Genomic DNA, 23,474 nt, shown 5'->3' on the forward strand with positions numbered 1-23,474 from the left:
TCTGCTAATGTAATTTGATTAGATTCAACTCACACAACACGGTATCGCAATGGTCGTCGGCGAATTCAAACCAGGCTTAGAAGGTGTTCCCGCCACCTTGTCCAGTATTAGTTACGTAGATGGACAAAATGGGGTGCTGGAATATCGCGGGATTAGCATCGAGGAACTAGCACTCAAAAGTTCCTTTGTGGAAACGTCATATTTATTAATCTGGGGTGTACTTCCAACAAAGGAAGAACTAGAAGCTTTCGAGCATGAAATTCGCTATCACCGCCGGATCAAATATCGCATCCGCGACATGATGAAATGCTTTCCCGAAAGAGGACATCCAATGGATGCCCTGCAAGCTTCAGCAGCGGCTTTAGGTTTATTTTACTCGCGCCGAGCTCTGGCTAACCCAGCATACATTCGAGAAGCTGTAGTGCGGCTGCTAGCTAAGATTCCCACAATGGTAGCAGCGTTCCAGCAAATGCGGCGGGGTAATGACCCGCTGTTGCCGAGAGATGACTTAAACTACTCAGCTAACTTTCTGTATATGCTCAACGAGCGAGAACCCGATCCGCTGTTGGCTAATATTTTTGATGCTTGTCTGACTCTCCATGCGGAACATACTATCAATGCCTCTACATTTTCGGCAATGGTAACAGCTTCGACGCTAACAGATCCTTACGGGGTGATTGCTTCAGCAGTTGGCACTTTGGCGGGGCCGCTGCATGGGGGAGCGAATGAAGAAGTGATTGAGATGTTGGAGCAAATTGGTTCTGTAGAAAACGTGCGGCCTTTTGTCGAGAAGTGCGTTGAAAATAAGGACAAAATCATGGGTTTCGGACACCGAGTTTATAAGGTGAAAGATCCGAGAGCAACTATTCTCCAAGGGTTAGCCGAAAAGTTGTTTGACAATTTTGGTCGCGATGATTATTACGACATTGCTGTCAAGTTGGAAGAAGTCGTTGAAGAGAAATTGGCTCACAAAGGAATTTATGCTAATGTAGATTTCTATTCTGGTCTGGTTTACCGGAAAATGGGAATTCCGACGGACTTGTTTACACCAGTTTTTGCGATCGCCCGAGTTGCCGGTTGGCTTGCCCACTGGAAGGAACAGCTAGAGACAAACCGCATTTACCGCCCGACTCAAATCTATACGGGGACTCACGGCGAGCCTTATATTGCGATCGAGGAAAGACTGCCATCTTAACCTCAAAGCTGTAGCCGTAGGGTGCGTGGCCTTGCAAAAATCTGTCAATAAAAATTGACTTTTCGAGTAGCGACGCACCTTACCAAAATTTTGGGTTTGTTTCCTCATCTCTGGAAAAAAACAGGTGCGTCGCCATGAGATTGTCGCTGTTGATGAAGGATTGTCGATGGCGACACACCCTAGGGCTTGACTTCAAATGACGTAATTTCGTCGATGCACATGGCAAAAAATTGCACAATGCGTAAGTCATATACAAATGTCAGCTAATCGCTATGAATCAAGTTCAGATTTACATGCCACCACCATTGAATTGGCAAGATTTTGAAACGTTGATCGAAGAGATCGCTAAAACTAAATATTCTCCAGATTCAGTGCAAAGTTATGGTGGACAAGGACAAGCCCAACATGGTATTGATGTATACGCTGTAGACCATTATGGTAAACATATAGGTATACAGTGTAAACAGACAAAACAAAAAGAGAAAATTACAGAAGGCATAATTACCACTGAAGCCAAAAAGGCAAATTCGTTTTTGCCTGCGTTAAGCTTGCTCATAATAGCTACAACTCAGAACACTGACGCTAAGTTACAAAACGTTATTAATATAATCAACCAAAATAACACTTATAATTTCAAGATTCAGATATGGTTTTGGGATGACATTAATCGTGATATTAATCGATCGTTTTCAGTAATGTATTCTTGTTATAAAGAGTTTCAGAATCAGTTTGGTATAAGTGAGACTAAAAATCATCTAAATATTTTGCGCTTGGCGTTCGATAGACCAGCATTCAAAGATGATTTTTTGCATGAACGTAACTATGATGATTTTGAGCAGGCACTTGCATCAACTAAACAAATGCTTAAAACTGGTTTTTTATTCGACCGTTGGAGCAAGTCAATGATAGCCAATTGTGTTCCAATCGAGATGATTGGCGATCCAGAATATAAAGAAGTTATAGACAAGATAGAAAAGAAAGTCGAAAAAATATACCAAATGTACTTGCGAGATAAAAGGAAATTCATTCAAGAGCCGCAGTTAAGAGAAGATTGTGCAGGCAAGTACAACATACAGAGACGAGAATTAATAAAGATTTTAAATAAAATGTTTGAGTCAAAAGGTCTCAACCCTATTGTTATATCCTATTAAGCTTAAGAAATGCCTAACAATCGCTTGCAGGAGAATTTGAAGCGTGGCGTTATGCCGAACCGCGAAGTCAGTTTAGATTAACTGTTTCAATTCGAGATTAAGCGATCAAAAATAGTTGATTCCATTTTTCAGTTCGGATAGATTATTGGCGATCGCCCTCCAAAACACATCAAATTATTTGAGAATATTTGTTGTTGGATGGAATAGCGATCGCCACCAGCAAACTTGAGAAGATGATTGTTGAGGCGATCGCTAAAGTTAAGAATTGAGAAGCGATCGGGGCATAACAAATCATTGGAGCGGACAAAGTTGTAATATTTTGGTTGAGAGCAAAAGTAAATCTGCCACTCAATTCAGCCGTTAGGCGGCTTCATCCTCTGGTAAAGACATTACTTCTAAAAAGCTTGTGAGTTAGCATAGATATCTGTGCTTTTGGCTGATAAAGAGGTTATAATTTCGTTTGAAGCCACTGCGCTATTGTTTTTCTACTTGCTTATTATTATTATGTCCATTGATTTCAGTTCTAGAACATTGGGAAAGTATGCAACGTGTTTACTAGATTTTCTGATGAATTTACCAGATTTTCTGATGAACCACCAGGTTTTTCAGCAGAATACGGTGTTTGCAACAGTGGTTGCAGGACTTACTACTGGATTAGGAATAGTTTTGGGCAACTTGATAATCAACAGCTTTAAGTACAAAAATTTAATCGAAGACATCTCAAAAGTATTTGATTTAGTGGTAAGTAGTCAAATAACTGATCTTTATAACATCCGGATGACGTGTGAGAGCATAAGAAACAGATGGACTACTCATGGTGACACTATTATTAGCTTACAAAAGAATATTGTTGTACGTGATCGAAGTATTGAAGAGAGAAGAGGTTTATTAAAAGATACAGCAATAATTAAGGATCGAGAGATTACTATAAAAAATGATGATTTGTATCAAGGGAAATTGTATGATGTAAAGCTGTTCAAGTCTGATAATTTAGAGTTTATTGTAAGATATTTTCGCAAGCTCAAAGTTATCCTTGAAGATTTAAGAAATTTCGCTTATTACGAATTACCTAGCAATATTGATGAATGTGATACTTTTAATTGGCGTTTAAAGGAGACGTACATAGATAGATCCAAATTTCTTATTGCTAGGATCAATATCGTAATATGTCTGGGATTGATGACAAAGTGCATATTTAAACGCTTTGATACTCAAGCTCAAAAAAATTTTGGTGAAGTATATAAACTATTGCTTAATCTTCAGGAAGAGATACAGGATAGTAGAAATATGCACTCTCTATTGAAAGAGGATTTTGACATAATTCAGGATTTCGCTCAAAAAAGCAAGATTGAGTTCGATAAGCCAGCAGCCTAAAACTTACTTCACGCCATCGGACGGACGAAAACCGATTGTAGGGATGCCGAGGTTATCTGCTGCCGATGTATTTTGCCGTTATGCAGAACCGTGAAGTCCTTTAAAAGCGATTATTTCAGCGCAAGTTAGGCAGATAAAAATGGCTGACTTAGTTGATAAGTTTCGAGAGATGATGGGCGATAGCCTTCTAAAATACATCAAATCATTTGAGAATATTTATGGTTGTATGAAATAGCGATCGCCCCTTACAAACTTGAGAAGATGAATGTTGAGGCGATCGCTATTTCATATTTTATGGTGGCTTGCTAGTAGTTGCACTTCTGCTTCTTGTAATTAGAGCATTAAGTTGAGAATGGAACTTTGGCAAACTTTATAAAGCCAAACGGTGCGTCAGAAATATGCTTTCCGTACAACTTGAAAATCTCAAATCTGACGCACCCTACTAGACATCCCAAGAATTGCCTGTCTTGAACAGGCAGGATGCCTGTTCCACAATAATTATGGGAGATGTCTACTAGCTAAATCTAAACAGATTGAGTTACATGATGGCGGCTAGTCAACTTATCCAATTGATTCACCAACAAACTCAGGAACAATCCCACATCGGTGACAACTCCAGTAGATTCGATCGACCCTCGATCGCTCAATTTCGTCACCACAGCCGGATTAATGTCCACACAGACCATCTTTACACCCGCAGGAGTCATATTTCCCACACCGATCGAATGCAGCATAGACGACAGCATTAACACCATATCAGCGCCCCGTAACAGCTCAGTATACTCTTCTTGAGCCTTCACCAAATCCATTTGCGTGTCGGGAAGCGGCCCGTCATCGCGGATCGAACCTGCCAGCGAAAACGGTATATTGTGCTTCACGCACTCGTACATCACACCGCTGGTAATCACGCCTGCTTCTACAGTTTTAGCAATACTGCCATAACGGCGCACAGTGTTAATCATTTTCAAGTGGTGGCGGTGTCCGCCGCGCACGGCTACGCCGCGTTTCATGTCAACTCCCAAAGAAGTTCCCATGCTAGATTGTTCCATGTCGTGAACTGCGATCGCATTTCCACCTAACAATGCTTGCACGTAACCTTCGCGGATCAAATGCGCTAAATGTTCGCCACCGCCGGTGTGGATGACAACAGGCCCCGCCGTCACTACAACTTTACCGCCGCGATCGCGAATTTGGCGCAATTCCCACGCTACTTGTTCCACTACCAATTCTACCCGGCGCTCGCTAGAAACACTGCCGGACATAAAGCTAAATTCTTGAGAATTGCGCTGTTCCCGCGATTCTGTTTTGCGGATGGTGCGAATACCGACAACATCCACAACGACTTTTTCACCTATTTTTAAATCGCGCAACAATTTGCACGTAGCCACCGGGCCTTCTGCGGTTTCAGTAATCGCAACTGCACCATCCATCCGCTGATTTCGTGCTTTCACCCACTGACCGTTTACCCGCACTTCTGTAGGATAAATTGTACTAACGTAAAAGTCGTCTGGGCCGACACCATCTTGCACGACATCTTCTAAAATAGCGTCGCAAATCTCTTGCGGCGGTGGCACTGCACCCAAGTCAATCAGCAATCCCATGATTTCTTCCATCACATCGTGGGAAGGAGCCGAAACTTTTACATCTGCCGATGATGTGCTTTGGCGCTGTTCTCCTAAATTGAAATTTAGCACTTGGAAACTGCCGCCGTTTTCGATAATTAAGTCTAAAGCGCGGCTGATTAAACCGGCATCAAGCAGGTGCCCTTCCATGCGAATCGCACGGCTTTCTACCATCACGTTTGCCGATCGATCTTCTTGCACCGGTTCTGTCACCCGCAGAGTCAAACACTTGCAGGCGCCACCCGCTTTCAAAAATTCGCTCATCGGGGTTTCAATGACTTGGAAGCCGGCTTGAGTGATGCGCGTTTTCAAGCCTTCGCTCACCTTGTTCATTACCACAATTTTGTCAATATTGACAGCATTGCAAGCAAAATTAGCAGCATCGGCTTCTTCAATAGCAATCCGTTTTTCCGGTGCCACTCGCATTTCAATGAGGCGGTTCGAGTAAGAGTCAAATGCTGCGGGATAGTAGAGCAAATAGCCGCCTGTGAGCGGACAAAAACAGGTATCTAGGTGATAGAAACGTTCGTCTACTAAACGCAGCGACAGCACTTCAATATTCAGCCATTTTGCTAGCAATGGGTGCGAGTCGAGTTCCGAACGGAAGCCGTATCCTGCCCACAACCAACGTCCTTCGCGATCGAGCAAAGCATCGCCCGCACCCTCAAACGGCAAGTCTTTGGGGAGTTCGTGCACGGTGAAACCTTTGTTTTCAAACCATGCTTTGAAATAGGGTTCTTCGCCTTGGCGTTCCTTGTGATAGAAGCGGCTGAGGACAAAAGTATTGCCTAAAAGTAAGCCAGCGTTGGCGGTGAACACCATATCCGGCCAGCCTTTTTCGGGCGGTACCAAGTCTACAACGGCGTTGTCTTTCAACACGTGGTAAAGTTTCTCCCACTGTTCGACGGCGCGATCGCGCGATGATTTGTGGACATTTCCCTCCATCCAAGGGTTAATCACGTAATCTACATCGTAGTGGTCGGGAGCGCACATCAGGAAGCGAATTGAGTCAGTCATAATTCAGTTAAAATGTGGTAGATGCTACAGACTTAAGTTGAGATAGTATGTATTAAATCAACTCTCAAATTCACTCCCAAGAGAAAGAGTGAAACGTCTGGCAGCGAAAAAAGTAGCTTTTAATTATATCACAGTTAGGTTAAAATCAAACTAAACGCTAAACCGTTTGCTTAAAATATCGGAGAAAATTTCAGGTTTTGACATTATTTTCGGTCAATTACCTTTCATAAAAGGTTCGTAGTGAGGACTTTAGTCCTTCTTTCTGAGGACTAAAGTCCTCACTACAAACCTATTTTACTTTTGACTTTTTGCGAAATCGGTAGTTCGATCGCAAATTCTGTACCTCGGTCAACTTCTGAATGACACCACAAATTACCGCCGTGGCGGTCTTTCACAATTTGGTAACTAATCGACAATCCCAAACCAGTGCCACTGCCGATCGGCTTTGTACTAAAAAATGGGTCAAACATCCTTGACTGAACCTCGGGACAGATACCGGGCCCGCTGTCAGCAATCCGCACGCACACTTGATTTTCGCTGCTGACTTCCGTAATAATGCGAATCTGACTAACTTTGTCATTACAGGTTGCTGATGACTCTTCCACAGCATCGATCGCATTTGACAGCAAATTCATAAAAACTTGGTTTAATTGCGCCGGATAACACTCGACATTTGGCAGTTTGCCATAATTTTTGACAACTTGAATTTCCCGACCTTCTAGCTGTGACTGCAATCGATGCTGCAAAATCACCAAAGTGCTCTCTATCCCTTCATGAATGTCGGTGACTTTGCGCTCTTTTTCATCGAGTCTCGAAAAGTTTCGCAAGGACAACACGATCTGCTTAATTCTGTTAGCACCTGCTTGCATTGAAGCCAGCACTCTGGGGAAATCCTCAGCGATAAAATCCACTTCTATTTCTGCCAATTCTTCGGCAATTTCTGGCACTGGTTCGGGATAATTTTGCTGGTAAAGCTGGATCAATTTTACCAAATCTTTAGCGTACTGTGCGGCGGGAATAATATTGCCGTAGATGAAGCTGACGGGGTTATTGATTTCATGGGCAACTCCCGCCACGATTTGCCCAATACTTGACATTTTTGCGGCTTGAATCAGTTGTGATTGAGCATTTTTTAAGTATTCCAGAGTTTGTTCTAACTGTTGGGCTTTTTCTCGTTCTCGCTGTTCGCTACTTCGCAAACTTGCTTCGGCTTGTTTGCGATCGCTAATATCGATATGCGTGCCCGTCATCCGCAAAGGATTTCCCGAATCATCACGTTCCATCACCTTAGCTTGAGCCAAAATCCACTTCCATTCGCCGAATTTTGTCAGCATCCGAAATTCTGCTTCGTAGGTCGGTTTTTTGCCTACCAGGTGAGCATTTATCGCTGCTGTAGCCAGAGGCAAATCATCTGGATGTACAAGTCTTTCCCAGGCTGCATAACTATTTTCTATTTCCTCTACTTCATATCCCAGCATCGTCTTCCACCGTGAATTAAAATAGACTTCTCCCGTGGCAAGATTCCAATCCCACAATCCCGTCGCACTGGCTTCAAATGCCAGGTAAAAACGTTCTTCGCTAATTTGCAGCGCTGCTTCCGCTTCTTTGCGATCGGTGATATCCATTACTGTTCCAAACAGTTTAATTACTTCTAGGGATTTGTTAAAAATAGCTTCTCCCCTTGTTTCGAGGTATCTGATTTGACCGCTGGGATGCAAAATTCGCAACTCTTTTTTGTAGGAAGTTCCCTGTGAGATACCAAGGCTGACAGTTTGTTGAAACAACTCTCTGTCCTCTGGATGATACATCTGTAAAAGTTCGATATATGTCGGTTCAGGTGCGGCTGAGTCCAGACCAAAAATGCGAAATACTTCTTCCGACCAAATATTTTTATTGGTGACGATATCGAATTCCCAATTGCCGATATGGGCAATTTTCTGGGCTGCTGCTAGACTAGCTTCGCTTTTTTGCAATTTAAGTCGCTGCTCTTTATCTTGTTCCAGAAGATTGGCTTGAGCGATCGCAATTCCCATTTGTGCGGCGACAGCTTTCAATAATCTGATCTCATTTTGCGTCCAGTGGCGGGGGAGATCGTACTGATGCAAGCAAATCATGCCGTTAGCTTTTCCTTGGTAGGAAGTCCGGATGCACATCATCGAATTCAAACCTATTTGACAGCACAAATCTCGGTATTTTTCTAGCAGCGGTTCTGCAAAAACATCGTCAGAAACTACAACTTTGTCTTGGGACAATACAAACTCAGCATGAGGATTGTCTATCAAGGTAATTCCCAAATCTAAAAGCGATTTAATTTCAGACTTTTTGTACTGACCTACACAAGAAAGGCGAGGAATTGGGTCTTCTTTGTAGGTATGAATTGAGCAATAATCGGCATTAAAAATCCGACCTATTTGGGCAACCGCTGTTTCAAAAACTTGATCCTGCTTTAAACTATAACGAATCTCCAGACTAATTGTTTCTAGCAGAAATCTTTGCTTGATTTGCCGCTCCAAAGCAGCCAAAGCTGTTTTAAGCTCGAATTCTGCTTGCTTGCGATCGCTAATTTCAGTAGCAGTTCCCAGAATTTTCCAAGGTTTGCCCTCCACCGTCCTTGAAAACACCGTATCCCGGCTAAAAAACCAGCGAAATTCACCATTTTTGTGTTCTATTTGGTATTCAAACTCAAAGCTTTCACCATCTTTTGATGTCTGAATCCTCCTCATGTGTTCTGAGAATGCTGGCAAATCGTCAGGGTGTATTAAGTTAGGAAGAAATGCTGCTGGCATTTGCTGTATTTCTTCCAGCGAGTAGCCAAGATCGATATATAGTTCGCGATTGAGATACAGAATTCGCTGTTCTATCACATCGTAAACGTACAAAACATTAGGATTCATTTTAATTACTGCCGACAGCCATTGCTGACTTTCTCGCAGTTGTGCTTCGACCCGCTTGCGTTCTTCTATTTCTGCTTCCAGGCGCGCATTTTGTGCTACTACTTGCCGAGAAAGCCTGCTCAGATGCATTTGACTTTCGACGCGAGCGACCAATTCTTCTATTTGAAATGGTTTAGTAATGTAGTCTATAGCTCCCAGCGAAAAAGCTTTAACTTTATCAAAAGTTTCATTTAAAGAGCTGATAAAAATTACAGGAATATCTTTGGTTTCAGGAGCAGCTTTTAGCTGTTGGCAGACTTGATAGCCATCTAGACCGGGCATCATAATGTCCAGCAAAATTAAATCTGGTGGAGTCGATCGCGCAAACTTAAGGGCTAATTTTCCATCTAGTGTTGGCCGCACTTGATATCCCCGGTCGGACAACAACTTGGATAAAAGACGCAAGCTTTCTGGGTGGTCGTCAACAATTAAAATGTTTTGTTTTAAGCCAGATATTTCAGATTGTTTTGTTGTTATTTTGGCGTATTTTTGGTCAAATTTATTCACGATAACCCCTCAGAGTCTTAGGAATATCTACGCAGCTTTTCTATCTATAGCGTTTACTATTTTGTTTTCATATGATAATTTTGCTGCGTAATATAGTGTGTATTAATCAAATTGTAAGAATCATTAAAGCGCAAGTGCTTATAGGTGGAACTATGAGCTTGCGGCAACAATAAAATTGGGTAGATGTTGATTTATGGCGCGAATTTGAGCAGTATAAGTTTCTATCAGCTCCGCATCCTGTTTGTCAATCGCTGGTCATTCTATTTTAGATTGGAGATTTCGGGGTCAGACGTTCGGCTAGGGCGATCGTCCAACGATTTTAGATTTACAAGGGTAGATGAATCTGGGAGATTGAACTTTTATCTAAAATTTTGGGATGCTCTTCAACAGTTGACTGTTGACCGCTTGACAGTTTGAGAGCGACCTCTACCTATCGGTCAGAGGATTGGAGTAATGAATAGTCTGATTTTAATTTCTCCCTCAAAGACTTGGGGCTTTCAACCAATTCTTTCTGGTGACAGAAGAATGTGAGACGGTATCCGTTTTTGGACAGGAGTCATTGAGTGGCTGTATGCGATGCTTTTATTAGCTATGGCAGCATAAATCAGACACACAGCTTCCCTTTTGTGCTATGCCAGTGGCACTGTCCGATCGCCTGCCAACATAACGCACCCCTTAATTTCTATTCAGTCTATCAAAAATGTCTGCATCTTTAATTTTTTGTTTCAGCAAATTATTGCAGGCGATCGAGAAAACAGCCGATATTCCTCAAATAACGCATAAATCCGGCAAATTTCATTAAATATAAAATTCAAACAGTGATTAGAACGCGGTTTCGCTACTATTGGGCTAGTTGCTCAATGTTTGTTTTTAAGTATATCTACCGGCTCTGCACGGCAAGCAAATCGAGCCTGACAACCGGCTACCGTATCTTAAGTTTTGTTGAGGCGTTGGCGCGATCGCCTGTACAGCATCTAGATTGTCTGCGATATTAGAGGAGGAGAGGATTTGACGAGTAGGGAATAGGGCCTTGAAATCTACAATTTAAATGCCGTACAGCTTACTCATCAGTCAATATCAATCTAAAATCTAAAATCTAAAATGGCACGATCTATGGCATCTTTGTGGGAGCGTGCAATTCATCGCAAGCAGCATACACGGCTTTGACATTATACCAATTCAGAAAAATTCGAGCAATTTCTAAAGCTAACTGCGACTTACCTCGGTCGATCAACCACTGCAAAAAAGGTTTCATAGTGCGCTCGTTCAGCATCCCGCCCAAAGATAAAACTCCCCAGAGTATTTGGTGCAAAACAGTCATTTGAATCATCAGCCGCACTTCCCAACTCGGGTGTTTTTGATAAAACAAAACTCCCATTCTCCCGCGCTGAATTTCCCTGTCAATCATCCCAGGAATTTGCTCTAAATCAAAAGGTGGATGCCAGTGATAGCCGACGGCAGCCGGACATTTAATCAATTTTAAATTTAATTTTTTTAACCTGACACCCAATTCTAAATCTTCCCATCCGTAAAGTTGAAAGCGAGTGTCAAACAGTCCAGCTTCCAGCAGCCAGTGACGGGCGATAGCGACATTTCCCGTAGCAAAATAAGCAGCCGAAAAATCAGTTATTTTGTAAGGTTCCGCAGTGGGATTGTCGAAATTGCAAGTATTAATCACGCTGCCGTAAGTAAAAACCGCATCAGTATCTTTGTAAGCCTGTAACAAAGCATCTGCGTGTGCTTGTAAAAAATGCTCGGTAACAACTAAATCGCTATCAATAAAAATAATTGTCTCGCCTTTAGCATCTTCAACGCCCAAATTCCTGGCGGCGGCGGGGCCTTGATGAGATTGACAGATCGATCGCACGTGCGGCAAAAACTCGGCATCTGCGGCCAACCACTCCAGCGTGCCATCTGTCGAGCCGTCATCGACTACAATTACCTCATAATCTGCGATCGTGCTACCAAACTGCTGGTTTTCCAAAGCCAGTAGACATTTTGCCAAAATCGGTTTACGATTGTACGTCGGAATCACAACACTAAAAAACACGGCTTTTCCCCATCGCCACAGCTACCGTATCCCACGGTAGCAGATTTTTAGCAGCAAGTCCTCATGGGAAATAGCAAAGTTGAGCAAAAAAAGAATATCTAAATCTGTACTATTTCTGACAAGAATTGATCTCAATTAGGTGCATAATAAAAAGTTGGTTAAATTCCAATACGGTTGGGTTAACACTGTTTATGACCCGGAGATCCCCCTAAATCCCCCTTAAGAAGGGGGACTTTGAGAAGAATCTTGTCCCCCCCTTTTTAAGGGGGGCTAGGGGGGATCGGGCTCGGGCCCAACCGTATTAAGTTAAATTCAGGATCTAAATAGCAATGAGTCGCGCTAAAAAAGTTGTGCTAGCATATTCAGGCGGAGTCGATACCTCCGTCTGCATTCCTTACCTCAAAAACGAGTGGGGAGTCGAAGAGGTAATTACTCTGGCGGCGGATTTGGGACAGGGAGACGAATTAGAACCGATCCGCAAAAAAGCTTTAGCATCCGGTGCTTCGGAATCGCTGGTAATCGATGCTACCGAGGAATTTGTCAAAGATTATGCCTTCCCAGCCATTCAAGCTAACGCGCTTTACGAAAACCGCTATCCGCTTTCGACGGCTCTAGCTCGCCCGCTGATTGCTAAACTGTTAGTAGAAGCTGCCGAAAAGTATGGTGCAGATGCGATCGCCCACGGTTGTACTGGTAAAGGAAATGACCAAGTACGGTTCGATGTGTCGATCGGCGCGCTGAATCCCAAGATTAAAATCTTAGCACCCGCGCGCGAATGGAAAATGAGCCGCGAAGAAACGATCGCCTACGGTGAGAAATGCGGGATTCCGTCGCCGGTGAAGAAGTCTTCGCCTTATAGTATCGATCGCAATTTGTTAGGAATGGCAATTGAAGCCGGCATCCTCGAAGATCCTTGGGCTGAACCGCCGGAAGAAGTTTATTTGATGACAAAGGCGATCGAAAACACCCCCGACAAACCCGAATACCTAGAAATTGGTTTTGAGAGCGGAAATCCTGTCAGTTTGAACGGCAAAGAATTATCACCAGTCGCCTTAATTACCCAACTCAACGAAATAGTTGGAAATCACGGCGTCGGACGGATTGACATGATTGAAAACCGCCTAGTTGGGATTAAATCGCGGGAAATTTACGAAACACCAGCGATTTTAGTTTTGATGCACGCCCACCGAGACTTAGAAAGTTTGACTCTGACAGCAGATGTGACTCGATACAAGCGCGGCATCGAAGAAACCTACAGCCAAATGATTTATAACGGTCTTTGGTACAATCCGTTAAAAACTGCTTTAGACGCATTTATTCAGGACACGCAAAAGCGAGTAACTGGAACCGTGCGCCTCAAACTGTTCAAAGGAAATGCCACAATTGTCGGCCGCAAATCCGAGAATTCGCTGTACAGTTTCGACTTAGCAACCTACGGCGCCGAGGACGAATTCGATCACAAAGCCGCCGAAGGATTTGTCTACGTTTGGGGACTGCCAACCCGCGTTTGGTCGGAGAAAAATCGCGGTTAGATATTGTTTAAAATTCGGGTTAAAAACCCGATGTTAGCCCGCCGAATTGAATTCGGGGAGTTTACGGGCACACAAACAAAGTCCGCCTGCGCGGACTAAAGAGTAAGGTGGGCAACGCCCACCTTATTTTTTAATATACCTCTTGCAAAAAAGATATATATTATAATCAAACGTTTTGAATTAAAATTCTCCCATAATTGTGGAACAGGCATCCTGCCTGTTATTCACAGGCTTTTTGGAGATGTCCGATCGAGTAAAGCAATACTTTCCATTATATCAGAAAATTATTTTGCAAGAGGTCTAATATATGGATCGAATAATTTAAAAATTCTAGTGATTTTGGTATAATATAAACGATCGGAATCTACAATTATAAAAAACTCCATAGAAAGCCAATGGTTGCAAATCAAAGCCCAAATTACATCTCGCCGGAAGAGTATCTAAAATTAGAAGAACTCAGCCAGATCAAACATGAGTATATTCAGGGCGAAACCTACGCAATGGCAGGTGCTACTGAATCTCATGTGACAATATGTGTCAACTTAGTCAAAACACTAACCGATCATGTCCGGGGCAATGGCTGTAAGCTCTACACTGGAGACATGAAAGCTAGGATTGAATCTAGGAATATTTATTACTATCCCGATGTGATGGTAAGCTGCGATGAACGGGACAAAGCTTTTAAATCTTTTAAAAAATATCCTTGTTTAATTATCGAGGTTTTGTCTGATGGAACTGAAGGATTCGATCGCGGCGATAAGTTTGCTGATTATCAAGAATTAGAAACGCTTCAGGAGTATGTGTTAATTAGTCAAAAGCGGCAGCGGGTAGAGTGTTTCCGCCGCAATGCTGAGGGGTTGTGGGTTTTACATTCTTACACGCAAGGAAGTGAAATTCACTTAGCTAGTGTGGATTTTCGCACTAGCATGGATGCTATCTATGAGGATGTAATCTTTACCAACGAAAGTCATTCGGCGGTTGAAACCGCAACTACACAAACGAAGTCCGCGCAACGCGAGACTGAAGAGTAGAATGGATATTATGGCAGGATTTGGTATCATGTCTATGCCTGACTCAATATTTCCAAAAACTCCTGCACAACTAGATCCGGTTGTTCGCTGCATCGGGTAGCATCGTAATGTTTGACAAGACAGATGCCAGAATCGATCGAAAGCCCGCACATTGCATCTTCAGTTGTGTTTTGATGGGATGATTCTCTGTCAATTTTCAGCATTCCTAGCTTGTTTTGGTGGAATATCAGAAAGTCAGCTTCTAGATTCTGTCTACCTTCCGGTGTTGCGAGTCGGAGTTGAGAGTTGGGGATGAAGAGTGTGGAAGTGCGATCGAGTATTTCGGCAATTTTCACTTGTGCATCGGAGTAAAAGCAAAAACCGTTCCAGTCAATTTCGTTTTCAGAGTCAGATAATTTAGTTTCACCGTCAGCGTTTATAGTTTTATCTAAATCAGCTTGAACATAGTCAGCTTCACTTAAATTTGCAAATAATCTTGCTCCACTGAGGTTTGCTCCACTGAGATTTGCACCAGTGAGGTTAACTTCTATCGTCAGATTTCGCTGTAGATTCACTTTGCCTCGTCTTAAATATCGTTTCAATACTGACTTGAGATTATCTTTTTTGACTTTTTCTTCTAGTGCTTTTGAAAGTAGCTTCCACAGTTTAGCACCAGCATCTTTGATATAATCATATTCATATTCAGCACTGGCTGCAATTTCTTTATAAGACCGCCCTTCCCAGGATTGACGAAACACTAACTCTTGAACTTTGTTGAGGCGATCGTAGTTGAGGGCTGTTTCTGCGATCGCGATGGCTTCGTCAACTGTCATGTGTTAAAGTCCCTTACTAGCGGAGCGTTAAGGTAGGATTGGTAAAGATTATACCGCAACAGGGAGCTAATCTTACTTTTTTATTACTTTTTTATTACTTTTTCTCACTGTTAAATCTTATATTAAGTCGCTATAGTTTAAAAAACTAATGAATTTTATTCTATGGAACCTCTCACATTGACAGCCGGAGCTATAGCAACTTTAGTCTTAGTCAAAGCCACTGAGAAGGCTGGTGAAAAGCTAGGTGAGCTAGTCGTTGAGAAAGCTGGTAAGTTGCTATCACTGCTTAAGACAAAGTTACCGAGAACAGCAACGGCTATAGAAGTATCTGAACACCAGCCCTTAGATTATGGCAAAGCTGTTCTTGAGTTAGAAGCAGCCATGAAAGACCCGGAAGTCGCTAAAGCAGTCGAGGAAGTAGATACAGCAGTAAAGGCAGACCCGGAAGTTGCTAAATTAGTTGAAGATGTTGCAAATACCCTTAAGTCTAAATCACCAAGCACTCAAAATTTTATGAATATAGTAGAAAAAGTAGTGAACTTTGCTCAGGGAGATAAAGCTTCTATTGTTATCGAAAACCAGAACATCAACATATGACCGGAGTCGCCCGCTAGTTTACGGGAAAAGCAGAAATATACTTTTGATAGCTTTGTCAAAAAAATTGCCGATGACTACATCTATTTAGAATATCTGCCTCCTCGTGTAGCCGATCGAAAATGGGAAGTTGTGAAATCTGCTTCTGTAGAAGAATTTGGAAAAATTGAGTTAAAGGTTATTAAGCTAGTTGTTAGCTATTGCTGCTATTTTATTAAAGGTCTTCCAAGACCTTCAGCAGAATACCAAGCTATTAAAACTCAAGAAAATTACTATCATATGGCAAGACAGCTAAGCACAAAAGGCAAATTAAGGGTTGGCAGTGCTAAGCTAAGCTCTGTCATAAAAGATTCAAAAATGGCTGAAATAATCCGATCAATAGAGGCATAAATAATGATAGTCAACCAGTCAGAAAAAAGTAAATTAATTCGACAGTATTTTGAATGTTTAAAAAAACGAAGAACAGCGACTGAATCATTCGGAGAACAAGTGATTACAGATTTCTTAGAACACGTGAAAAATAAGAGATCGCCAAGAGAAGGAATTTTTGTGTACGTTGTAGTAGGAGGATTATTAGTATCGCTTTTAATCAGTCCTACATTGACTTTTATTCTGGCTGTAGTAGTTTTAATTATAAGTCAACAAAAAACACCTGTCAAAATCAAGATGACAATAGACGAAGAAAAACAAATCGATGAATGGCTATTAGAAGGCAAAAGAAAACTATTTCAAAAAGCTCCTAATGAATTAGGTTTGATTTTAGGAGTAAATCCACGTCAAGCTCTTAATGTAGTCTTGAATCAAGATGCTCCTATAGCACTTTGTAGTGGATTTATAAAAGATAGCCCTTCTTCACAAGACACTCAAGATTATTTAATTGAAGATTACTTTCTGGAGAAAGGACTAGATGGCAATACTAGATACAGTATTCATGTATTTCTGGTGATTTTCCTGTGTAGAAATTTTATGGCATACTACAAGTGTCATTGGAATTTTATCAATGATGTGGAAACTTTAGTTGAAACAGGTGAGTATCTATATGACACAATTGTTTCTGTAAAGACCCAGGAAATGTCATTAGCAATGCCAGGGAATGATGCTGGAAACAGATTAACATACAAGAAAATTTTGCAGATTAGCACTACAGACAGTAAAGACATTGAGTTTCCAGTTATAACAGACATAAGGTTGACTTCCGACAGAGATAGCATAACAGTTAAAGATGCAGCACATATTATTCGTGAAATGCTGAGAGAAAGACGTATTGATATGCAAATAGTTAAGCCGTTTGATGCAGATGATTGAGAATAATATTAAGTAATATCTAACTTTTACGATCGCCCTTTTGTCATCTCAGTATTCTGTGAAAAAGGGCGATCGCGTCCCGCCCCGCAAGCTATGAGCTTGTTGAAGTGCGATCGCTCAACCCTTAACTATCTCCAAATCCGTATCTTTAGCTACTTATTCCGCTTATTATTCGTGGTCATACCACAAGTTCATATTTTATAATTCTTCCAGAATTCTACTTGTTCTCCCAGTCTCGCGTTGCGCGGACTTTGTTTGTATAGAGGAGATTTCCAATCGCCCCGAAATTGGTATTTGCAATATCACCTTCACTCCTCAGACTCCGACTCAAAATCCACGCGATCGTAAATATCACCTAACCGCATCTCAAATTCCACACAACTCAATTTCAACACCGCATCAGCACCATCATACTCAGACAAAATCCACTTATTATCATCCGTCTTCACAAACTGTTCAACGTGCATCTCATATTGATCGATCAAAACATACTCCCGAAAACTAGGAATAGAACGATAAAGTTTAAACTTGTCGCCCCTGTCATAATCCTCCGTCGATTCCGACAAAACTTCAGCCACCATCACCGCATTAGTAATCGCATCTTTCCTACCCTCAGCAAACTCCAACTTCCCCGCCACTAACATCAGATCGGGATAAGTACAAACTTGCTTCTGCGGTATCCACAAACGCAAACCTAAAGCAAATAAATGATAATCTCTCTGTTTTTTCAAAGCGAAGTTCAAAGCAGAAATCAAATTACCTACTATCTGGTTGTGATTGGCGGAATCAAGCGCCATTGGTAATATTTGACCGCTATGATATTCACTTTTATACTCTGCTGCGTCTTCTAATTCAAAATACTCCAATGGAGAGTAATAAGGCTGTGCTTTCTCGATTGTTTCACCGATTTGTGTTGATGTTGTCATAGTACATCCTCGGACGATCGTACTCACATTATAACCGGATTATCTGCAATCAAAACTACCGCTCACGAATCCTCATCTATGGATTCAATTACCTCTCCTTCAAACTCAAAACCCCGATCGCAACCATCCAAATATTTATCCATATTAGGGTTAATCCAGAGCACTGCTTCCCCGTGTCCCAACTCGATCGCGCGATCGATTAATTCATGCCAATGTGTCAGAGGCTTCCCCGACGCTTCCACCGCTTGCAAACAATCCCAAACCACCTTTGGCACTGATACCGGCGACACCGCATACCTCAACAATTCCCGTGCATCCTCGGGCGAAATAATTACATTATTTTCAACCCAGATCGTACCCACATCTTCTTCCCTTTCCCCTTGCCAATTAACCTCGCCGCTCAAAAGATAACCCCAAGGTTCGATAAAATTGTCAATCAGATACTGCAACCATTCTACATAATCATAAAATTTTTCCATGCCGTTCCATTTAATCCCCCCGCCGTCAGCAGTCGGAATCCATTTACACCACAATCCGGGCTGAGTCTTTGGCGGGCGGTTGTAATTTACAATAGAAACTTCCGACTCTTCATCCCAGCTTTGATTGACAAAATAGCAGCCTTCTTCGCCCACAGGCAAGTTAACTGCTTGTCTCGCTGGATCGGGAATACTTTGCAAAATCGCTGCATTTCGTTTCATCCGTCTGGTGCGAGAAAACTCGATTAAGTAAATAACTTCGATGTCTAATAACCGTTTGTTTAAATGAAATCTGCCGTCAAAGATTGTAGTGTATCCCATGATTTTTACCTATTATAAATGTATGCGCGATTTAGAGAGTATTGGTGTAAATTTAAGACTAAGACTATTTGTATTTCTAGTTTATAGCTGAGGCAGGATCCCCCTAAATCCCCCTTAATAAGGGGGACTTTGAGTGTTCTTATTCCCCCCTTTTTAAGGGGGGTTAGGGGGGATCGAGGTGGTTCACCGTCAGATGGTATACTGATACTACAAGTACCAAATCTATTTGGTTTTGTCCAAATTCCGCGACTCCAACCAAATAGGAATTGCAATCCAAGCAACTGTTAATAGCAAAGCAACTACGGCAAATTGAGCAGCCCAACCTACTAACTTCTCTAAAGACACAACTTGTCCTAGGAAGTATGACAAACTTACCATTACGGATGCCCAGCTTGCGGCACCCAAAAGATTGAAGAATGAAAATTGCAAAAAGGGCATTTCTGCAATACCCGCTAGGGGGCTGGCAAAAATTCGCAGCAGTGCGATGAAACGGCCCAAAAATACGGCTTTAGCCGCATTTTCGCTAAACTTTTCTTTTAAGTCAAACAGTTGTTCTTCCCGAAAGCGGAAAATTTTTCCCAGCTTCAGCAGTAGCGGCCAGCCGCCGTATCTGCCGATCGCATAACCAAAATTTCCCCCGACAGTCGCACCGGCGATCGCGCTTCCGAGCACGTACCAGTAATTCAGTTCCCCGCTGCCAGCCAAAAACCCGCCAGCAATCGTAATTGTCTCGCCTGGAAGAGGGACTCCCAGATTTTCTAGCAAAATCCCGAAAAATACAGCCCAGTAGCCGTAATCTCGCGCTAATTGCTGAATAGTCTCTAACGATAAAAACTCAAAAGACATTTCGATATTGCCTTCGTAAACTTTTGCAAAGCTCAATACTTTTATATATTGGCTCGATTCGGCCAATAGTGCAATCTTTCGCTGTGATGAAAAACACACTACACTTGCGATCGCCAGCCAAACAAAAAAATAGCCTTCAACGCATTATAGATAAATATGAGAATAGTTGCGGTTGCGTTCCGCCCATTGCCATCAAGGCATCCTACTAAATTTATCACTCCCGGCGATCGCCTGTGCTTTCACAGCAGTCCCGATCGCGCATCCTACAAACCTTAGCTAAAATCCGCTGATGCTGTTGAGACGTTTCAGCAAGTGAATTCACTTATTCATACTTTACAATCGTAGGATAACTGCTATGGAATTTTCCAACTTCAACGAACACATCATCCTGCAACCTCACAACTGCCTCGACTCCCAAGCAGGTAGCCTCCTCCAGCAACAGCTAGCCGAGATTTTGCCCGATCGCCCTCAACTCTGGGTAATAGACATGGCCTACGTAGATTTTATCGACAGTTCCGGCTTGTGCGCCCTAGTCGGCGGACTCAACGCCGCCCGCCACCGGGGATGTCGCCTCGTCATCTGCAACCTGTCATTCACAGTCAGGCTCATTTTTGAAATTACTCAACTCGACCAACTCTTTGAAATTTTTGACAGTTTTGAGCAAATTATCTCAACAGAAACTCCCGCTTTAGTTGCTTAATAAAAATCAAGCGATATCCGGTTAATTGCCCATAATTATGTTCGTAGTAAGGACTTTAGTCCTTATTTATTAGTCAAGAGAGGACTAAAGTCCTCACTACAAACATTAAGAAGTAATTTGTAGGTCGTAATTTATTAGTCAAGAGAGGACTAAAGTCCTCACTACAAACATTAAGAAGTAATTTGTAGGTCGTAAATAGGCTTATTTGTCAAGCAATACCAATGACAAACAAATAAATCCGGTACTTGAACGCCGACAGAAGCGATCGCAGGTGCAGCCGGAAAAGGCAAAAGTCGATCGAAACAAATCCTGTCTCCAACGAACCCAAACTGCATCAAATAAGTCGCCGGCGGCGCATTTAAAAGATCCACGAGCAAACGGTAAGCCAACTCGTACAACTGCTGCCGCCAAACATCAGACAAATGCAGCGGTTGAGAGTAAGTCAACTCGCCCGACAACTTGTCAAATTCCCCAGCGATCGCCTCAGCATACAGCGGCCCCTTTGCCGTCAACACCACCGGCAGCCAAAAATTGCCATCGCCGACGGGTACTTGTAGTTCCCGAGCCACTCGATCGCGCGCAGCCGACACATTAGCAGCAAATCGAAACAGATTTTGACCCGGAAAAACCAGGTTGGGCGGAACATCGAGCGTCAAAGGGCAAACGATCGCCCCCGAAAGAGCGATCGCGCCAGAATTGAGTTCAGAAACCGCACATATCTCGACTTCAGTTAAAGGATCGGATTGAGCGATCGCAGCCTTGAGGCGATCGGCCGAGCCTTGTTCGTAGCCTGTTACAATCACAACTTTAGGCATTGCCAAAGCTCGGCATTTGAATACCGCGATCGTCCTCAGGATCGACGCTGGGCAGATCTAGACCCTTAGCCTTGCGGTTGCGTACCGCCAGACGGTAAGTCACGCTCTGTAACTCAGTGTGCAACTGGTTGTTTTCCTTTTGCAGTTGCTGCAACTTTTCCTTAATCGGCTCGATCCGCTCGGCAAACTTCTGGCGATAAACTCCCGGCAATTCCTGAACCACCTGTTCGAGCATTCTAGAGCGATCGGTCAATTCTTGCACCGACTGTCGCAGTTGGTAAACCTCAGCATCCCGCTCGGCGATTTGTTCTTGATAAAAACCAACTTGCTCTTCCACGGCTTGCAATTGTTCTCGCATCGCCTGCATTTGAGCTTGGTGGCGATCGGAAACTTCCGGCGCCGGCACAAAACTCGAATTTCCCTTGACGAGTCTGAAAAGTTCTTGAGATAACTGCTGCACCAATTGGTCGCGCATTTGCAGCTCTTCGGTGAGACGAGATACCTCTGATTGCAGTTCTTTTGAGCTTACAAGTTTAGTCTGATTCACAATGACCCTCAGTTTTTACGATATTATATATTTCTTTAAAATATCTTTACCTTACCTCAGAGGCAAGAGGTACTGGAAAAGTTTTGAACCCGCAGTCGCTAGAGCGATCGGTGACAAATCAACGACAAAGCCCAGTTTAACCCCGATCGGCACCAACGTCAGTCGATTTTATATTTGAGATTGGGAATTACTGATTTGAACTGGAATTACATAAAATCGTCGATTTTTTGTCAAGAAACCCGGTTTCTTAGCTTTTTCTGAGCATACTGCGAGATCTCAAGTCTAGCCGATCGCCGCCGAGAGCACTTTGCCAGCTTCATCCAAGGTACTGCCAAAACAGATAATTCCGTCCTCGTGACCGGCCATGGCCAGAATTTTGCGATCGGCCAAATTCTCCTCCTCAAAAAGTCTAAACATTTCTAGCGCCATTTGAGGAGTGCCGTAGGGTATCTCTTTTCTAGTAGTAGGAATTTTAAACAGCAGTTGCTGCCACAGTTGAGGATTGTGAACGTGAATTATCGCGCGCACATCATCTCTGCGAAGGTACAGTGCAGCGTGAGTTAGCGACTCCGACGAAGCTGGTACGGGGCCGCGACAGCCGAGGAAATTTTGTTCTAAGTTAAATTCGGTAACAGTACAATAAAATTCAGGCCCCAGATTTGGCAAGTGTGCCGTCTGGGTGCCTGAAATAATGAACTGGCAAGAATTGCCAATTCTGATACTGATGTTACCAAAACCAATACTATTTTCGTAGACGCCTATTAGTCCCCAAGAGTGGAGTCGATCGCGCCAGTCCATCAAATCTGCTATGTTCTCGGCAGCTAAAGGATTTGCCTCTTGCCATTCGCAGCGGTACTTAACGACTCCTTCATCCATCTATTTTTATTCCTAGCAAATCCACGACACACAAGTCAGGTTCTGAGACTTCACCGAAGTTGTCAAACTGTTTTTTTGTCTGCTGCCTTCTGTCGAGAGTGCCTGAGTGCCTTCAATAATTTACATTCCTGTGTCACCGTAATTGGCGATCGACATTAGCAAAAAGTATACTACGCAAGAAGAACAAATTATTCCAAACATCATAAGTCTAGCCTCAACAGGTCATTGCAAAAGTGGAAGGTAAAAACACACGCTTTCAGGCTGGGAGTTTGATTCTTGGCTCTTGCTAGATCGAGTCTCTTATGTGAAACTATCTAACGTCCCTCAACAAGTTATTGCTTGAGATTACAGTATTTCTACTGAGGTTGTTAACCCTCTCAACAATATTTAACGATCGAGTAGTCCTTTATCCGGGAACTTAGGTAAAATCAACCGTACATTTACTTATTTTTTATTATATAGATATTTAAGTGAGCTGAACACAAAATCAAAAAAGTTTACCAAATCAACACAAATGCCAGCCGATCTGGAGTTGTTAATTGCCGAAAGCCTTGCTAGTGTTGGTTTTCCCTTTTCTCATACAACGCCATCAGGTTCAGCTAAGACCTACCGCTGGCAAAAACAAGCTGAAACCCTTGCTGTTATTGATTTTGCCTTTTCTGCTATCGCTCAATCAGGTTCAATTAAGACCGTTCGCCAAAACGATGTGAACAATAGACCATTAGTCACAAGTTAAGCTAAAAACACTGTTGTCAATGAGTAATCTTACTCATTTTTTACCGAGATACCAATTAAAATGTGACTCCATTTATTGCCTTATTATTGCCAAAAAATTGTTCGGGAC

22 protein-coding genes are annotated in these 23,474 nt (G+C 42.6%); 11 read left to right on the top strand and 11 right to left on the bottom strand.

Annotated elements, in window-relative coordinates:
- Positions 1-49: 49 nt before the first annotated feature.
- Together QZ918_RS19125 and QZ918_RS19130 are read left to right on the top strand one after the other, a co-directional pair.
- The gene (locus QZ918_RS19125; RefSeq protein ID WP_293337673.1) at positions 50-1,195 is read left to right on the top strand and encodes a citrate synthase; all 1,146 of its coding nucleotides are present in this window, start codon (positions 50-52) and stop codon (positions 1,193-1,195) included.
- Between the two features lie 272 nt (positions 1,196-1,467).
- On the top strand, positions 1,468-2,346 hold the full coding sequence (locus QZ918_RS19130; protein ID WP_293337675.1) for a hypothetical protein: 879 nt from the start codon (positions 1,468-1,470) through the stop codon (positions 2,344-2,346).
- Between the two features lie 169 nt (positions 2,347-2,515).
- On the opposite strand, the gene QZ918_RS19135 is transcribed toward QZ918_RS19130, so the two are convergent.
- On the bottom strand, positions 2,516-2,641 hold the full coding sequence (locus QZ918_RS19135) for a hypothetical protein (RefSeq protein WP_293337677.1): 126 nt from the start codon (positions 2,639-2,641) through the stop codon (positions 2,516-2,518).
- A 137-nt stretch (positions 2,642-2,778) separates the two neighbouring features.
- On the opposite strand from QZ918_RS19135, the gene QZ918_RS19140 reads away from it, so the two are divergent.
- Entirely contained in the window at positions 2,779-3,720 is a 942-nt protein-coding gene (locus tag QZ918_RS19140) for a hypothetical protein (protein WP_293337679.1), read from the top strand.
- Positions 3,721-4,244: 524 nt separating this feature from the next.
- Here the strand turns inward: QZ918_RS19140 and argZ are convergent.
- The 3 genes from argZ to QZ918_RS19155 form a co-directional block, all read right to left on the bottom strand.
- Positions 4,245-6,359 carry a bifunctional arginine dihydrolase/ornithine cyclodeaminase gene (gene argZ, locus QZ918_RS19145; protein ID WP_293337681.1) on the bottom strand — a complete coding sequence of 705 codons (2,115 nt, stop codon included), beginning with the start codon at positions 6,357-6,359 and terminating at the stop codon, positions 4,245-4,247.
- Between the two features lie 281 nt (positions 6,360-6,640).
- Complete coding sequence (locus tag QZ918_RS19150; RefSeq protein WP_293337683.1) at positions 6,641-9,799, bottom strand: PAS domain-containing protein; 3,159 nt, start codon at positions 9,797-9,799, stop codon at positions 6,641-6,643.
- 1,111 nt (positions 9,800-10,910) lie between these two features.
- Positions 10,911-11,849 (bottom strand): glycosyltransferase family 2 protein, encoded by a 939-nt coding sequence (locus QZ918_RS19155; protein WP_293337685.1) that lies wholly within the window; start codon positions 11,847-11,849, stop codon positions 10,911-10,913.
- 329 nt (positions 11,850-12,178) lie between these two features.
- Here QZ918_RS19155 and QZ918_RS19160 point away from each other — a divergent pair, with 329 nt between their 5' ends.
- Both QZ918_RS19160 and QZ918_RS19165 read left to right on the top strand, forming a co-directional pair.
- Positions 12,179-13,381: an argininosuccinate synthase gene (locus QZ918_RS19160; RefSeq protein ID WP_293337687.1), complete on the top strand. Its 1,203-nt coding sequence runs from the start codon at positions 12,179-12,181 to the stop codon at positions 13,379-13,381.
- A 395-nt stretch (positions 13,382-13,776) separates the two neighbouring features.
- The gene (locus QZ918_RS19165; protein WP_293337689.1) at positions 13,777-14,412 is read left to right on the top strand and encodes a Uma2 family endonuclease; all 636 of its coding nucleotides are present in this window, start codon (positions 13,777-13,779) and stop codon (positions 14,410-14,412) included.
- A gap of 32 nt (positions 14,413-14,444) precedes the next feature.
- On the opposite strand, the gene QZ918_RS19170 is transcribed toward QZ918_RS19165, so the two are convergent.
- Positions 14,445-15,224 (bottom strand): pentapeptide repeat-containing protein, encoded by a 780-nt coding sequence (locus tag QZ918_RS19170; protein ID WP_293337691.1) that lies wholly within the window; start codon positions 15,222-15,224, stop codon positions 14,445-14,447.
- 162 nt (positions 15,225-15,386) lie between these two features.
- On the opposite strand from QZ918_RS19170, the gene QZ918_RS19175 reads away from it, so the two are divergent.
- The 3 genes from QZ918_RS19175 to QZ918_RS19185 all read left to right on the top strand — a co-directional run bounded on the left by QZ918_RS19175 (position 15,387) and on the right by QZ918_RS19185 (position 17,123).
- On the top strand, positions 15,387-15,821 hold the full coding sequence (locus QZ918_RS19175) for a hypothetical protein (protein ID WP_293337693.1): 435 nt from the start codon (positions 15,387-15,389) through the stop codon (positions 15,819-15,821).
- Between the two features lie 129 nt (positions 15,822-15,950).
- Positions 15,951-16,208 (top strand): hypothetical protein, encoded by a 258-nt coding sequence (locus QZ918_RS19180; protein ID WP_293337695.1) that lies wholly within the window; start codon positions 15,951-15,953, stop codon positions 16,206-16,208.
- A 3-nt stretch (positions 16,209-16,211) separates the two neighbouring features.
- Positions 16,212-17,123: a hypothetical protein gene (locus tag QZ918_RS19185; protein ID WP_293337697.1), complete on the top strand. Its 912-nt coding sequence runs from the start codon at positions 16,212-16,214 to the stop codon at positions 17,121-17,123.
- Between the two features lie 308 nt (positions 17,124-17,431).
- Here QZ918_RS19185 and QZ918_RS19190 read toward each other — a convergent pair whose 3' ends face one another.
- The 3 genes from QZ918_RS19190 to QZ918_RS19200 form a co-directional block, all read right to left on the bottom strand.
- A complete protein-coding gene (locus QZ918_RS19190; protein WP_293337699.1) occupies positions 17,432-18,049 on the bottom strand; it encodes a Uma2 family endonuclease in 618 nt (205 codons plus the stop codon).
- A 62-nt stretch (positions 18,050-18,111) separates the two neighbouring features.
- Positions 18,112-18,846, bottom strand: a complete 735-nt coding sequence (locus QZ918_RS19195; RefSeq protein WP_293337701.1) for a hypothetical protein — start codon at positions 18,844-18,846, stop codon at positions 18,112-18,114.
- 222 nt (positions 18,847-19,068) lie between these two features.
- Entirely contained in the window at positions 19,069-19,692 is a 624-nt protein-coding gene (locus QZ918_RS19200; RefSeq protein ID WP_293337713.1) for a DedA family protein, read from the bottom strand.
- An 86-nt stretch (positions 19,693-19,778) separates the two neighbouring features.
- Here QZ918_RS19200 and QZ918_RS19205 point away from each other — a divergent pair, with 86 nt between their 5' ends.
- Together QZ918_RS19205 and QZ918_RS19210 are read left to right on the top strand one after the other, a co-directional pair.
- Positions 19,779-19,901, top strand: coding sequence for a hypothetical protein (locus QZ918_RS19205; RefSeq protein ID WP_293337703.1), 123 nt, complete (start codon positions 19,779-19,781; stop codon positions 19,899-19,901).
- 146 nt (positions 19,902-20,047) lie between these two features.
- A complete protein-coding gene (locus QZ918_RS19210; RefSeq protein WP_293337705.1) occupies positions 20,048-20,392 on the top strand; it encodes an STAS domain-containing protein in 345 nt (114 codons plus the stop codon).
- Positions 20,393-20,562: 170 nt separating this feature from the next.
- Here the strand turns inward: QZ918_RS19210 and QZ918_RS19215 are convergent, their stop codons facing one another.
- From QZ918_RS19215 to QZ918_RS19225, 3 genes are all read right to left on the bottom strand, one after another.
- Positions 20,563-21,207 (bottom strand): hypothetical protein, encoded by a 645-nt coding sequence (locus tag QZ918_RS19215; protein ID WP_293337707.1) that lies wholly within the window; start codon positions 21,205-21,207, stop codon positions 20,563-20,565.
- Complete coding sequence (locus QZ918_RS19220; protein WP_293151059.1) at positions 21,200-21,754, bottom strand: Npun_F5560 family protein; 555 nt, start codon at positions 21,752-21,754, stop codon at positions 21,200-21,202. Before QZ918_RS19220 ends, QZ918_RS19215 begins: the two co-directional genes overlap by 8 nt.
- Positions 21,755-22,036: 282 nt before the next feature.
- Entirely contained in the window at positions 22,037-22,630 is a 594-nt protein-coding gene (locus tag QZ918_RS19225; RefSeq protein ID WP_293337709.1) for a class II aldolase/adducin family protein, read from the bottom strand.
- Between the two features lie 514 nt (positions 22,631-23,144).
- Between QZ918_RS19225 and QZ918_RS19230 the strand changes: the two genes are divergently transcribed.
- The gene (locus QZ918_RS19230; RefSeq protein WP_293337711.1) at positions 23,145-23,366 is read left to right on the top strand and encodes a hypothetical protein; all 222 of its coding nucleotides are present in this window, start codon (positions 23,145-23,147) and stop codon (positions 23,364-23,366) included.
- The last annotated feature ends 108 nt before the right edge of the window (positions 23,367-23,474 follow it).

The sequence above is a fragment of the Microcoleus sp. CAWBG58 genome, from assembly GCF_020883045.1.
Lineage (GTDB): Bacteria > Cyanobacteriota > Cyanobacteriia > Cyanobacteriales > Microcoleaceae > Microcoleus.